This window comes from Bacillus litorisediminis (assembly GCF_022808645.1).
Taxonomy (GTDB): Bacteria; Bacillota; Bacilli; order Bacillales; family JC228; genus Bacillus_BF; species Bacillus_BF litorisediminis.
Genome location: NZ_JAKZKT010000068.1, coordinates 1 through 14621, shown reverse-complemented (window position 1 = coordinate 14621; position 14621 = coordinate 1). Strand labels below are relative to the sequence as shown.

Here is a 14621-nt window from a genome sequence, read left to right as displayed (position 1 = left end):
GGGCTCTAAGGCACCATAGTTCATCGACCTTCCTCTTCCAGCCATAGAATCAGTATGGACGGATTCAATTCATTTTCATTCTCTGTGGTGCAGCGCCGATTTTTGCGCTGCATGGATGACTAACGGGTGCTTTAGTTGAAGAAGAAATTGTTGACGAATTGTTGACGAAATTGGTCAACAAACCTCATAATTGTTCATATTTAAACTGTAAGCAAACATGAAGAATCCTTATTTTACAAGGTTTTTTCTATGTTAATCACACTGTCTCATCACTGCGTTGCTCACCTTGACAGGCTGGAGGACACTGGTTCGAGCCCAGTCGGAATCATGACAAATGCTCTAGAACTACTACAACAGTTTAATTATGATGTTAACGTACTACTTTGATCTCTTACTGGGAATTGGAAGTGGCATATAAAATGGGGAAAAACAATTCGGCGACAATTCGGCGACAATTAAGAGTGTAAATGAATTCAACATGAATATAAAAAAATAAAAACCCTTGAATATCAAGGGTTTTCGTTATGGAGCATAGGGGGCTCGAACCCCTGACCTCTACGCTGCCAGCGTAGCGCTCTCCCAGCTGAGCTAATGCCCCGTATATTGCAATCGACAATAGCTATTTTACAATCTTTTTATACAATTTTCAAGAGAAAAAACCAAAACGGCTTCCTGTAAGAAGCCGTTTTTGAGATAGAACATTCATATTTCTTAACTTCGAATCTCCTTTGTCATAAACATAGCATAAGAGATTCCGAAACAAATCAAGGTTGCTGCTATGAGCATGATTAGCTGTGGCGTAATTAATAACAGGCTTTGCCCAAGCGGCAGTGCGCTGGGGATCGCTCCTACAACTTGTTCCATCGTTAGAGGGCCAAGGGAGCGAATGGTTGGTGTGAGCAGGGTGGTAGTTGCTTCGCTAAAAAGCTGACTTGGCGAGAGCCGGGATAAATTTTGGATGAACTCTTGATGAGACACCATATTTGTCGCTGCTTCTAATGGATCGTCACTTTGTGATGCATCCGAAATTACACCAACCAGCATCGAATAAAATACGGTGAAAAATAGCCAAACGGCGATGCTGCAAAGGGCTGATGTGGCCGCTTGCTTAAAACGGATGGAGAACAAGATTGATAGATTGAGCCAAAAGGCTACGTAAACTACACTTAAAATAAGGAAGCTTACAATTCGTAAAAATTCCTCAGGTGTTGGCGGGATCCCGATGATTAGGACACCTAAGGCCATCACTAAGAATCCCAGTGAGAATAAAAGCGTGCTAATGACAAGCAAAGCTGCTACGAATTTGGCATTAATGATATAATCTCTTGGAATTGGCTGAGAAACAATCCGGCTTAATGTTCCTTTATTTATTTCAGAATTAATCGCATCAAAGCCTAGAGCAATTCCAAGGAGCGGGCCAATAAACCCGACAAACACAAAAAAAGGTGGGAGTGTTCCATTTGAAACCGTAAATAGCTTCAGAAATAAAAAGGCATCCTGACCCGATTCGATTTCGGAGGCGACATCACGAATACCTGTTAAGGCCGTATAAAGAGAGCCGAGACAGGTCAAAGCGAGCAAAACCATTAGAATATTGACCCGCCAGCTTAAAATATGATCGGCTACTTCCTTTTGTACAAGGACCCAAAAGGAATGAGAGCTTTCGGTTTTTTCAGTTTTAATCTTGGTGAACTTTTTGCTTATTTCTTTGAAATTAAGCTCTCTCCAGTTCGATCCGTTAAAGCGGAAACTCTTCAACTGTTCCATTAGCTTCACTCTTGTTCCCCTCCTTCAAAGTAGCGCTGATAGATTTCGTCTAAACCGATTTTTTCTTGGGAAAGGGAGGATACTTGGCATCCTGATGATAAGACAATTTCGAGTACATGTTGGAGGGTAGTATCCTTCCGGCTCCAAATCGACATTTCTCCATCTTCATGCTCCACTCGGTCGACTCCAGCTAGTTCTCGTATTCGTCCAACTATTTCCTCTGTCAAAGGAGAAGCTTTAATTTTTATCTGGTGGCCATTTTCTCCTAAAATTTGTTGGGCTAATGAATCGACGGTTCCATCTGCCAGTAATTTTCCTTTAACAAACAGTCCAACCCGGTCACAAATTTGCTGCACCTGATGAAGATGGTGCGATGATAATAACACTGTAATTCCATGTTCTTTACTTAACTGGCGAATTAGTCTGAGTAATTCCTGAACACCCTTAGGGTCAATTCCGAGAGTAGGTTCATCGAGAATAATGACTTCAGGGTCTTTTATCAGCACATCCGCCAATCCGAGTCTTTGTTTCATCCCTCGAGAATAGGTTCCTGCTTTTTGATTAGCTGCATAGGTAAGACCCACTTGTTCCAGCAGTTCAAGTGCCCGCTGTTTTCCTCTTTCCCGCGTTTGCCCATTTAGAGTGGCTGTGAGCAAAAGGTTTTCAAGACCTGTGCGATTTTCATAAAAACCCACTTGGTCGGGAAGATAGCCGACTTTCTTTTTTACATCAATTGAATATCGGGTTGAGTCAAGACCGCAAACCTGAACAGATCCTTGTGTTGGTTCGGAAAGCCCCAAGATCATCAAAATGGTGGTGGATTTACCAGCTCCGTTCGGTCCTAAGAGCCCGAATACTTCTCCTTTTCGGATTGAGAGGCTAAGATTATCAACAGCTATTTTCTCTCCGTATTTTTTCGTTAGTCCTTTAAGCTTAATGATTTCGTTCAATCTCATCTCCTCCCATATTTACGGATCAGGTAATAAATCCCTCCGACTACACCAAGAATGATCAAGACACCAATCCAGCCCCAGATAAGGGAAGTTTCAACAGACATCCTGAATTGTGCGTTTGCACTTGCTTCTGGTGCAGTTGCCGTCATTTCAACCACATAGTCTCCTGCAATCGCGTTTTCACTTGCTTTAATGATGGCTTGCACAGTTTCTTGTTTGCCTGGTTCAATCGTTGGGATACTGCCTGGTTCAAAGGTCACTTCCCAATCTGTAGGTTTGTTTGAACTTAATGCTATGTCATTAATTGGAATCGTTCCTGTATTTTTCACCACAATATCAATTGTTTTTTCATCTCCGGCTGTAATATCATCGCTCAATTTTCCGGATGGAGTCGTTATTTCGAGACTATATTTTCCTGAAATAGCAGCTTCCAGTACTAGCTCAGCTGAAGTAGATTCGTTGGAAGCAAGAATAGGAATCTCATAAGTATCGGCTTTCACAGTTTCAGGCGGGGTAACACTTACGGTAATTTCTTTTGTTCCATTGGAATCAACAGTTACGGATGTCACATTCTTTCCGTCAGCCTGAAATGTAACGCCCCATCCTTCAGGAGCCTTAGAGGTCAATGCATAATTTTGTTCACTCGCCGTCCGGTTTTTTAATTCAGCTTTATATTCGAACGATGAATCGGAATGGCCCTCTAAGTTTGGCTGTTCAGACGTTAATTCCGTTCTGAACGTACCTTGTTCACTTACGGTTACTGCTAATGGCAGTTCAGCTGTTAAACCGCTTTCTGCTTCTGCGACTGCCGTAAATTGATAGTTGCCTTTCTCAACTTCAAGCGGGACTGTCACGTTAATCGATAGACTTTTAGGTTCACCTGGTTTGACAGATAATTGCTGCACGTCCCAACCGTCTGAATTGATTGTTGCCTGCCAACCTTTCTGAAGGCCTTCTATTGAAAGACTTACATGTTGTGTTGTATTCGTATGATTTAGAACTTCAAACGAATAATCGATGGTTTCTCCGGGAGTGACCGAAATACCCGTATAGGCTGTGTACAGCTCAATTCCTTCTGCAGCTGTTCCTTTTTGCGGAGCAGCCTGCCCAATTATAAAAACAAGAAGACAGATAGAATAAAAGAGTTTTTTTAACATAAATCTACCTCCTAAAATTGTTTCCCTACTCGGTACGTGTTAGAAAAGAAATTGGATTTACCGAGTCAGAAAAAATTTTTTATAGGTTTTCAACTTGAAAAATATTTGTTAAATAAATAATAAGAATCCTAGATGAATGCGGGTGAGACTTTTGAAGGACCTTTCAGATGATAGCCAGTATTTATTAGAGGGAATTAAAAATGGTTCGGCCGAAGCATTTGAGCTTTTTTATGAACGGTATCACGCTTTTGTCTATTCTGTGGCGTTTAAGGTTTTACAGGATCCGTTAGAAGCAGAAGATATCTGTCATGATATATTTATAGAAATCAGCCATAAAGCAGAGAGCTATAATCCTAAAAAAGGAAGTGTTGAAGCGTGGCTTGCGATTCGAACGCGGAGCAGAAGCATCGATTTATTGCGAAGAAAGCAGAAAATAATGACAGAGGAGTTACCAGAGCCAAACAAAGCAGTTAATTTAAACCCTGTAGAGGAAAAAGTGATTCAGCGTCTAGATCATCAATTGGTATTATCGGCACTTAATCAATTACCCGAAGCTCAGCGGAAGGCGGTATATGGCAGTTACTTTAAAGAATTTACGCACAGGGATCTGGCGGCTAGACTGAAGCAGCCGTTAGGGACAGTAAAATCACTTGTTCGATATGGGATTAAAAATATGCGAAAGCAACTCGTTCAATCCAGAACAATCGAACGGGAAGGGGATGAATAAGATGGCATGTCAGCATTGGTCTGATGAAGAAATGATAGATTATATCCTTGGGAAGCAAAGCGAACTCAAATCACTGTCCATTCAGAGAACAATCAGTGAGTGCAGTCACTGTCATGCCCAATTTACAGAATGGTGTCAAACCCTTCCGCAAGACGAGGTGATTCAGCCTTCAGAACATGTAAAAAAGCGAGTGATGAAGAGCTTTAAAAAGGAGCATGCAAAAACGCCTCGTATTCCGTTCGTGTGGAAGACGGCAGGGGTTGCAGCCGCATCCTTTATAGCACTATTTTTACTTTGGACAGATGGCTCGCCAAAGCAGTCGATCAATCAAACTGCCAATGATTCAATTTTTGTCATGAATGACGATACCGACCTTTACGAACTTGTTCCACAAGTAAGCCATGATCTAAAAGGCTATGCCTGGATTAATAGCCGAACAAAGGAAATGTATTTATTAGTGGATGGCTTAAATCCAATGGGGAACCATGATTATCAGGCATGGGTGAAAACCCGCGACGACGTTCATGATGCGGGACTATTAAAATGGATTGGAAACCGGGGTCAGCTTTATATTAAAAGTGAGCCGATTGAAAGGGCAGAATACATTATCATAAGTATTGAACCAAAGGGAGGCAGCCGTCAGCCGACCGATCAGGACCCTTACCTAATCCAGCTGAACACAAGGTAGAATAAAAGGTACCAGACCCCCCATTGCTAATATGCGTTAACGCAGCGGGGATCAGGCACCTTTTTTGGATATGTGTCAAGGTTCTGCTTTTTAAGAGAATAGAGGGTCTCATTTTTGTGGCTATTTTATGATAGGAAAAGATTCGTAACAGCTTGCTCATTTAATTATGATATTTAATTTAATGAATCCGGTTGAACGGAGGGAATTTATGTTTAAGCTCCCGAATCAGGGTTGTATTCGGACAGCTGAGCAGAGTTTTACGCGTTTCGTGTCCGAATCAGGGTTGTATTCAGACAGCTGAGCAGAAATTAATAAGTTTCGTGTCCGAATAAAGGACGTATTCGGACAGCTGAGCAGAATTTAATAAGTTTCGTGTCCGAATAAAGGTGGTATTCGGACAGCTGAGCAGAAATTAATAAGTTTCGTGTCCGAATCAGGGTTGTATTCGGACAGCTGAGCAGAAATTAATAAGTTTCGTGTCCGAATAAAGGACGTATTCAGACAGCTGAGCAGAATTTAATAAGTTTCGTGTCCGAATCAAAGGCATATTCGGACCGCTGCATAAAAAAATATTAGCTTTTGATTCGTGCCTTAAAATTAACTTGACTAAAAACACTGAGACGGTTCTCCTGCTTCAATAAGCAGAGAACCGTCTCATGTTTAAGGGGCATAATTTTATTATGGATTCACGACCTCAACATCACTCTTTTTAACAAATCCGACGCGGTGGTTAAAGAAGATTTGGTAATATTCATCTTGTCCTACAACGACCTCATTAGTTACTGGATCATTAAAGTATTTTGCGTGATAATATGTGGACTGAATTGGTCCGGTTGCTACATAGATTTGGCCAGCAGGGATTTCATATAAAGGTAATGCACTGCCTTTAGCCCAATCTGCTATACCTGTTCCCTCGTAAGCTGAGTCTTCTGGGTAAGCTGCTCCGTAAACAGGAATAGAATCTAAACCATCCTTAGGAGTTATTAGAATTCCGTCCCCGCGTATCGCGTTTTGATTGTTAGGATTATAGAACCATGCCTTCTGCCCGCCATAATAGATAACCGTCCAGTCTCCTTCTTGATCAACCTTGTAATAGCTTTGGCCAATTGCTGCTTTGTTGCCCCAATCATTGATGCGATTAGTGCCGCCGTTACTAATATGCTGATCTTTAACAAGTGGTGCATCAAAGCTAGGCTCTGTATAAAGATGAATCAAACTTGAAGATTCCGGTGCTTGCAATTCGCCTTCGTACGTAAAGGTTGGTTGATTTGTGTTGTAATTAGGTGCGATTGTAACAATGCTGCTATCCGGGTCCCCATTACTAGGGGTAATCGGAGCGCCCAACAGGTTAAAGAAGTGTGACCAATCCCAGTAGGCACCTGGATCCCAGTGCATTCTTGCCTGCCTGTAAGGTGATAATCCAGGAACTTCGTCATGGCCAATAATATGATGTCTATCTAGAGGAATGTCATATTTTTCTGCTAAATATTTAACTAGTTTTGCAGATGAACGGTACATTTGCTCACTATACCAATCTGCCCCGCTTGCGGCAAAGCCTTCATGCTCAAGGCCGATGGAGTGCATATTAAAGTACCAGTTTCCTGCCTGCCAGGCAACATCTTCTGGTCTTACCATCTGCGTTACTTTTCCGTTGCTTGAATCAATTACGTATTGAGCACTTACATATGATGTATTCCGGAAATGGTTGATGGCAGATTCAGCACTGCCTTCTATATCATGGATGATGATGTAACGGATATCCAGCCCATCATAAGGACGATTGGCAATATCATAATTTCCATAATCGGTAGTGCTGCTAGAAAATTGCTCATATCTTGCAGGGATGAAAGAGCACTCTAAGCCATTTGGACAATCCGTTCCTGTGTATTTGGTATTGCGGAGAGGAATATTGTCCGCCGTGCTTTTATTTGGAGTAACGGATTCAGGTTTCAATGATACTATTTGTCCATTGATTGTGACTCTTTCTGCTCCGCTTTGAATCGTTGCAAAAACTTCATTTGCATATTCTTCTGCAACATCTTTAATATCAGAGCCGCTGTATTTAACGACTGCTCCGTACCAATCCGCTGGATCAGACGGAATTTCTCCGACTGTTTCCTTTGCATATTCTGCCAGTAAAGCAGCTCCGCCGCGGATGTTTTGTTCAGGATTAGATTTTAATACTTCTGCATCTTCACCAAGTAATTCCGCCGCTTTATCCAATGAATTGAGAGAAGCAACATCTTTCTCTGCAGTAATTCCCTTTCCGCTTGCATCCTCATCAACGTCGATATGAACAAGGTTCATGACTCCATATCCGCCAACTTCACTATGTCCCTTGTGTTGATCCCAGCGCGATTCATGATAGGCTACAGACATAAGAACACTTTGAGGCACCCCAAATTCTTCCGCCGCCTTTTCAAACGCCTCTTGCAATTGATTCGAATCTGCCGGTTCAGATGCAGAAGCGCTTTCTTTGTTTGCAGTGAGTAAACCTAAAGCCAAAAGTACTAAGCCTGCAGCCAGTCCAAAAACCAAGAGTAATTTTGGGAATTTTCCGACATTTGATGCCATGTAACGACCTCCTCTATACATTTATAAAATATGAAATTCTAACTATATAGATATAATCCTGCGCAGGGATGGAAAAATACTCCAAATTACCTTGTGGAGTATTTATGGTTTTAAAAAAGTAGGTATAAAGTAGCTTGTTGCAACATAATAGATTAGGTCTTTTATCATTTGGACAAAAAAAGAGCGACTCCAAAATTGAAGCCGCTGTTCCAATGAAAGCGTATATCTTACGTAAGCGTGATCCCAAAAAATAAAATTTATTGATGCTGAGGAACTTTCTCAAGCATCGTGCCATTCTTTGCAAAATTGATATGCCAAGAAAGGGCTTTTTCAAGTACATGAGGCGTTTGGCCGCCCCTCAGTAAGGCTTCCTCATAATACTCGCGCAGTTGTTTCCGATACATAGGGTGAGCACAATGATTTATAATGCGTTCTACCCGCTCTCTCGGAGCCAAACCTCGTAGGTCAGCGTAGCCTTGTTCCGTTACAATGACATCCACATCATGCTCGGTATGATCAACATGCGGAACAAATGGAACGATACTTGAGATGTTTCCGCCTTTGGCAATCGATTTTGTAACAAAAATGCCAAGACGTGCATTACGGGCAAAATCCCCAGACCCGCCAATTCCGTTCATCATGTTAGTCCCCATTACATGTGTCGAATTTACATTTCCATAAATGTCTACTTCGAGCGCAGTATTAATCGAGATGAGTCCCATTCGGCGAATGAGTTCAGGGTGATTTGAAATTTCCTGCGGTCTTAAAATCAGCTTATCTCGGTATTTGTGAAAGTTTGAGAAAACCTGTTCCATTTTTTGAGTAGACAATGTGATGGAACAGCAAGAAGCGAAGCTGACTTTGCCCGCATCGATTAAATCAAAAACAGCATCCTGCAGAACTTCAGAGTAAACCTGTAAGTTCTCAAACTCTGAATCTAGTAATCCGTGGAAAACGGCATTGGCCACAGAGCCAATGCCGGATTGAAGAGGAGCTAACGATTTTGTTAATCTTCCTGCTTCAATTTCAGAACGAAGGAAAGAAATCAGATGCTGCGCCATGATTACGGTTTCTTCGTCTGGCGGCACAATGGTCGAAGGAGAATCCGCCTGGTCAGTAAAAACAATTCCTTTGATTTTTTCAGGATCCACCTTAATTCCCATAGATCCAATCCGATCAACCGGTCTGGTTAATGGGATAGGCTTTCTTTCACCTTGTTTTCCAGGATCATACAGATCGTGGAGACCTTCGAGAGCTTCTGGCTGTGCCATATTAATTTCAACAATGATATTTTTGGCATGTGTGGCAAATATATACGAATTTCCTACGGATGTAGTAGGAATAATCGTCCCGTCCTCTTGAATCGAAACCGCTTCCAAAATAGCGAAATCTATTGGTTCTAATATATTAGAGCGGACGAGTTCAGCGGTATGAGAAAGGTGCTGATCTACAAATAAAAAATCACCCTTATTGATTCCTTTTCGCATGGTCGCATCCGCCTGGAAAGGAAGACGTTTATTCAGCATGCCCGCTTCTGCAAATAATTTATCAACATCAGAACCAAGAGAGGCACCTGTAAAAACATTTACTTTGAGTGGCTCTATCCGGGCCCGTTCCACTAAAGCAAACGGAACTGCTTTCACATCGCCTGCACGTGTAAAACCGCTTAATCCAAGAGTCATGCCGTCTTGAATCCAAGAAGCTGCTTCATCAGCAGATACAACACGATGTTTTAGATGCTCGTTACGAATACGATTGTAAGCGCTCTCCATTGTATCAACTCCTTACTCATTTCTTACATTTTATCGAATCTTTTGAAATAAGAAGGAGTTTGTGGATGAAATCCAAGAAAAATGGGATAAAACAGAAAATTCAATCCTTAACTGCGATTTAAAAACCCAGCAGTTTTCGAAAATAACTGCTATAGGTTTGACTGACAGGGACATGATCTCCGTTTTTCATCTTTAATAAAAATGTCGAATGGGTATCAGGGTATATATCTTTTATTTGTTTGACATTCACAATAAAAGAGCGATGACAGCGTATAAAATCTTCTTTCGGCAGTATATATTCAAATTCATTCAAAGTATCTTTATGGATACCAGAAACCTCTTCTGTCATTACATGGGTTTTCTTTTGTTTTGCTTCTATGTACAAAATATCAGAAAACGGGACAGGAACCCATCCTTCATTTACACGAACCGTAACCACGCTTGTTCCGCTGGTAAGTGCAGGAAAAATCGCTGTTACACAACCTTCGAGCTTTCCATCATTAAAAACAGGGACTGCCATTCCGTAGTAAGGTGTTCCAAAAACATCACGGCTGATAAAGGAAGATACCTTTTTTAATTCAGTCAGTGCTTTATATGTAATCGTCCCCTCTTTGACAGGATCGCCAGGCTTTATTTTTAAATCAATCCGTTTGCTTGACCGATAATAAATGTATTTTTCGGTATCCGATACCGCTATGGATGTTTCGTCAGAGAATAATTCGCTCACAATATCGAGGAGGGTGGCTGGTTTAATATCCTTCATCCTTAAACACGGCCCTTTCTATAAAAATATTTTTCTCACAAAAACACTATTCATTTTATCTGCATTTAGTCTTTTTGTCTTTTATTATGTTATGTACTCGTCGTACTGTAAGAGCCTCGAGAGCAGTGAGACGTCTCAACAGTTCGATTAACCTGTAACTGCAGATGATAATAAGTCCCATTTCCTAAATGAAGCAATTTCAATATATAGACAATATTTTCAAAATAATGACAATGCAATAAAAGTAACGGGAAGGATTCTCGACTATATAGGAGGATATGGTACTTATTTAACATATACTGCTTGTTTCCTTTAGCTAATCAGGGTATATCAAGAATATTCCACTGAAATGCTATTTTATCCATTTTGTGGATTTAATGCGTTGTTTTATATAATAAATGTGTTGTCGGGATTCGACATAATCAAGGGAGTGATTCTGGTTATATATGTGTAGGTAGTTGGTCATGTTACTCAACATTTCATCTTTCATTTCCTCAAAAATGCTTAAATGAATGACTACTTTAAATTAGAGGTCTTCTTGCCATATTTCAAGGTCAATACCATATTTTTCATAAATATATGGAAATGCTTCTAACTAAAGGCAAACTCGTACTATTGAATTATTATTCCGTAAATAGGCAAAATAATGGTTTTATGTGAATTGATCATGGGTATAGAAAAAAAGCCTTTTGACGAAATGAAAAGATCCATTTGTACAGATGCCAAAGTTGTACATGACCAGTCCTTGTATACGTCATATCTCCACACATAGCTGCTGTATCCCTCGTTTTTTTCACATCTAAAAATCTCAAATCTTAACGTTTTGAAGATTCCTATTTTAATAGGAAATAACCGCATAGGAGGAAAGTTAATGAAGAAAAGTTTATTAGTTATTCTATCAGCATTGTTAGTTGTACTTGCTGCATGCAGCAGTAGCTCTGATGGCGGCAAAATTGATAAAATCGTGTTCGCAGATGCTGGATGGGATAGTATACGATTCCATAACAGTGTTGCTCAATTCATTATCGAGGAAGGTATGGGCTACGAAACAGATGTAACCACTGGTTCAACAGCAGCAACGCTTCAAGGCTTGCGCCAAGGGGACATTAACGCTTATATGGAAGTTTGGACTGATAATGTAAAAGAAGTCTATAACGAGGCGCTTGAGGCTGGTGACATTGTTGAAACATCTGTTAACTTTGATGATAATGTTCAAGGTCTATATGTTCCGACTTATGTAATTGAAGGGGACCCCGAACGCGGAATTGAACCTGTTGCTCCTGATTTGAAAACAGTCGAAGATTTGAAAAACTATCCAGATGTATTTGCTGATCCTGAGGATCCAGAAAAAGGCCGTGTGATTGGCGGACCTACTGGTTGGGCAGTCAGTGAGCAAATCGCAATGAAAATGGATACTTATGGATTAAGTGAAAGCTTTAATTATGTAATGCCAGGTTCCGATTCTGCTCTTGTCGCATCTCTAGCGGACGCTTATGAAGCAGGGGAGCCTTGGGTTGGTTATTACTGGTCACCTACTTGGGTTACCGCACAATATGATTTGACTTTACTTGAGGAACCAAAATACGACCCTGAAATTTTTGATAAGAATGCTGGAACAGAATTTCCTCCAAATGATGTTACAACTGCTGTACACAAGGATCTGCCTGAACAGGCACCAGATGTCGTTGAGTTTCTGAAAAACTATGAAACTAGCAGTGATTTAACAGAGGAAGCTCTTAGCTACATGACGGAAAACGAAGCTTCCGCTCAGGAAGCCGCAATTTGGTGGCTTAAACAGCATCAAGATATATGGACCGGATGGGTTACCGAAGAAGTTGCAGAAAAAGTAAAAGCTGCTCTAGAAAATGCTTAATTTTTGCTGAAGTAGTTGGCACCCGTCAACTACTTCAACTTTTTCATCATAATTTTAAAAAAGTGAGGTGAATGGCTGCTTAAGAAGCAGTCAGCCTATGGGTGAATTTCCTGATATTCGCTGGGAGTTCTTAGGAACTGCCGTTGAGGACTTTATTTTATGGTTAGATTCAACATTTGAGATTGTTTTTGAATTTATTTTTCTTTTTTCATCCAGGACTATTAATGGGATCGAAGCATTTTTAAATTTTATCCCATGGTGGCTACTTTTAGTTCTTGTATTTGTTCTAGGATGGAGACTTAGATCGTTCTCGGCAGGTATTTTGTATGCTGTATTTCTATTTTTAATCGGAACATTTGGACTATGGGAAGTATTACTGCTCACGATTGCGATTGTGTTAACATCTGTTGTGATTTCCTTGATTTTAGGTATTCCGTTAGGCATCTGGATGGCGGTCAGCAACCGAATGTCCGCAGTGATGAGACCAATATTAGACGCGATGCAGACAATGCCTAGTTTTGTCTATTTAATTCCTGCGATTTTTTTCTTCGGCTTAGGAAATGTCTCTGCCGTATTTGCCACCCTAATCTATGCACTTCCACCGGTTGTCCGATTAACGGAACTTGCCATTCGAAATGTTGACAAAGAAGTAATTGAATCTGCCGAATCATTCGGATCTTCCAAATGGCAAATGCTTAAAAAAGTGCAGCTGCCACAAGCCTTGCCGACCATTATGGCCGGTGTAAACCAAACAACGATGATGGCATTGGCAATGGTAGTTATCGCTTCGATGGTAGGTGCAAAAGGATTGGGAGAACAAGTTTTAATTGCGATTAACCGGATTGATATTGCCCTTGGCTTTGAAGCGGGAATCAGTATTGTTTTCTTAGCCATTATTATTGATCGAATCACGGGTGGAGCCGCAAACAGGTTCCAGAAGCATAGGAGGGCTGAGTAATGGGAGTAAAAATTAAAGTTGAACATGTATCGAAAATATTTGGTCCTAAACCTGAATCGATTATACCTATGGTTCGAAAAGGAAAGTCCAAAGAAGAGATCTTAAAAGAAACGAATCATACGGTTGGTGTATATGATGCCTCGTTAGAAGTGAATGAGGGTGAGATCTTTGTCATTATGGGCCTTTCCGGAAGCGGGAAGTCTACACTCATTCGCTGCTTTAATTTATTAAATAAACCAACAGACGGAGCCATCTATGTCGATGATGAAAATATAGTGGAGTATAATACAGCTCAGCTTAAGAAATTTCGCCAAGATAAAATTGCGATGGTTTTCCAGCATTTTGGCTTGTTTAGCCATCGAACTGTACTGGGCAATGTGGAATATGGTTTAGAGATTAAAAATGTGCCAAAAGAAGAGCGACAAAAAATCGCACTTAAAAATATCGAAATTGTCGGGTTAAAAGGCTATGAGGATAAATACCCAAGTGAATTATCGGGAGGAATGCAGCAGCGCGTGGGGCTTGCCCGTTCTCTGGCAAACGACCCCGATATCCTCCTGATGGATGAACCTTTTAGTGCTCTTGACCCGCTGATCAGACGGGAAATGCAGCTTGAACTTTTAGATATTCAGGAACGGCTGAAAAAAACTATTATCTTCATTACCCATGATGTTAATGAAGCATTTAAATTAGGTGATCGAGTCGCTGTCATGAAAGATGGAAGGGTCGTCCAAGTCGGAGCTCCTGAGGAAATCCTCGAAAATCCGGCTAATAATTATATCTCTGAGTTCATTAAGGATATTGACCGCTCAAAAATCTTGCAGGCGCAAAATGTCATGATAAAGCCCAACTCGCTTGTTTCTTTAAAAGACGGTCTGAAGGTAGCTGTAAAAGAGATGGAGGAGAATGGCCTATCAAGTGTATTTGTCGTCGACCGCAGCAGACACCTGCAAGGAATTGTCACGATTGATGATGCCATTGAAGGAATTAAGCAGAAAAAGACCTTACAGGATGTTATTAAACAAGATGTTGTGACAGTCAAGAGAGAAGAATATGTTCAGCATATTATTCCAAAAGCATTAGATTCCAAATACCCGCTTGCTGTCGTCAATGACGAAGATAGACTTGAAGGATTAATTCTTCGAGTTCATGTTTTATCGAGTTTAGTGGCTAATGAGGAAAATTAAGAAATAATTTTTAAAGCCCTTGCGCCAGGAATTTTCGGCCGCAAGGGCTTTCAATTTATAAAGTTCCCCATTTTTGGCTCTATAATATTTGTTGGGGTTTGAACACAACTTTTTATTCATAAAAAAACACGTAGACATCCAATTCTTTTATACTTGAATTGTCTAGAAACAAGACAAAAGAAATGGAGTTACGTGTATATGA

Annotated in this window: 11 protein-coding genes and 1 tRNA gene; 5 read left to right on the top strand and 7 right to left on the bottom strand. The window is 40.7% G+C overall.

The features are described from left to right. Positions 1-525: 525 nt before the first annotated feature. The 4 genes from MLE14_RS20730 to MLE14_RS20715 all read right to left on the bottom strand — a co-directional run bounded on the left by MLE14_RS20730 (position 526) and on the right by MLE14_RS20715 (position 3877). Positions 526-598: transfer RNA gene (locus MLE14_RS20730), tRNA-Ala, on the bottom strand. 113 nt (positions 599-711) lie between these two features. Continuing rightward, complete coding sequence (locus tag MLE14_RS20725; protein WP_279326899.1) at positions 712-1767, bottom strand: ABC transporter permease; 1056 nt, start codon at positions 1765-1767, stop codon at positions 712-714. Between the two features lie 5 nt (positions 1768-1772). Beyond that, the gene (locus tag MLE14_RS20720) at positions 1773-2723 is read right to left on the bottom strand and encodes an ABC transporter ATP-binding protein (protein ID WP_390629330.1); all 951 of its coding nucleotides are present in this window, start codon (positions 2721-2723) and stop codon (positions 1773-1775) included. Continuing rightward, the gene (locus tag MLE14_RS20715) at positions 2720-3877 is read right to left on the bottom strand and encodes a COG1470 family protein (protein ID WP_243300311.1); all 1158 of its coding nucleotides are present in this window, start codon (positions 3875-3877) and stop codon (positions 2720-2722) included. The genes MLE14_RS20720 and MLE14_RS20715 overlap by 4 nt, the downstream gene beginning before the upstream one ends. 151 nt (positions 3878-4028) lie before the next feature. Here MLE14_RS20715 and MLE14_RS20710 point away from each other — a divergent pair, with 151 nt between their 5' ends. Both MLE14_RS20710 and MLE14_RS20705 read left to right on the top strand, forming a co-directional pair. Continuing rightward, positions 4029-4604 carry a sigma-70 family RNA polymerase sigma factor gene (locus tag MLE14_RS20710; protein ID WP_243300310.1) on the top strand — a complete coding sequence of 192 codons (576 nt, stop codon included), beginning with the start codon at positions 4029-4031 and terminating at the stop codon, positions 4602-4604. 1 nt (position 4605) lies between these two features. Next, entirely contained in the window at positions 4606-5292 is a 687-nt protein-coding gene (locus MLE14_RS20705) for an anti-sigma factor (RefSeq protein WP_243300309.1), read from the top strand. A 678-nt stretch (positions 5293-5970) separates the two neighbouring features. Here the strand turns inward: MLE14_RS20705 and MLE14_RS20700 are convergent. The 3 genes from MLE14_RS20700 to MLE14_RS20690 all read right to left on the bottom strand — a co-directional run bounded on the left by MLE14_RS20700 (position 5971) and on the right by MLE14_RS20690 (position 10401). Further along, positions 5971-7866 carry an N-acetylmuramoyl-L-alanine amidase gene (locus MLE14_RS20700; protein WP_243300308.1) on the bottom strand — a complete coding sequence of 632 codons (1896 nt, stop codon included), beginning with the start codon at positions 7864-7866 and terminating at the stop codon, positions 5971-5973. 257 nt (positions 7867-8123) lie between these two features. Then, entirely contained in the window at positions 8124-9638 is a 1515-nt protein-coding gene (locus MLE14_RS20695) for an acetyl-CoA hydrolase/transferase family protein (RefSeq protein ID WP_243300307.1), read from the bottom strand. Positions 9639-9756: 118 nt separating this feature from the next. Further along, complete coding sequence (locus MLE14_RS20690; protein WP_243300306.1) at positions 9757-10401, bottom strand: LytTR family DNA-binding domain-containing protein; 645 nt, start codon at positions 10399-10401, stop codon at positions 9757-9759. Positions 10402-11272: 871 nt separating this feature from the next. Between MLE14_RS20690 and MLE14_RS20685 the strand changes: the two genes are divergently transcribed. The 3 genes from MLE14_RS20685 to MLE14_RS20675 all read left to right on the top strand — a co-directional run bounded on the left by MLE14_RS20685 (position 11273) and on the right by MLE14_RS20675 (position 14419). Further along, the gene (locus tag MLE14_RS20685) at positions 11273-12274 is read left to right on the top strand and encodes an ABC transporter substrate-binding protein (RefSeq protein WP_243300305.1); all 1002 of its coding nucleotides are present in this window, start codon (positions 11273-11275) and stop codon (positions 12272-12274) included. Between the two features lie 97 nt (positions 12275-12371). Then, entirely contained in the window at positions 12372-13232 is an 861-nt protein-coding gene (locus MLE14_RS20680; RefSeq protein WP_243300304.1) for an ABC transporter permease, read from the top strand. Beyond that, positions 13232-14419: a quaternary amine ABC transporter ATP-binding protein gene (locus MLE14_RS20675; protein WP_243300303.1), complete on the top strand. Its 1188-nt coding sequence runs from the start codon at positions 13232-13234 to the stop codon at positions 14417-14419. The genes MLE14_RS20680 and MLE14_RS20675 overlap by 1 nt, the downstream gene beginning before the upstream one ends. Positions 14420-14621 lie beyond the last annotated feature (202 nt).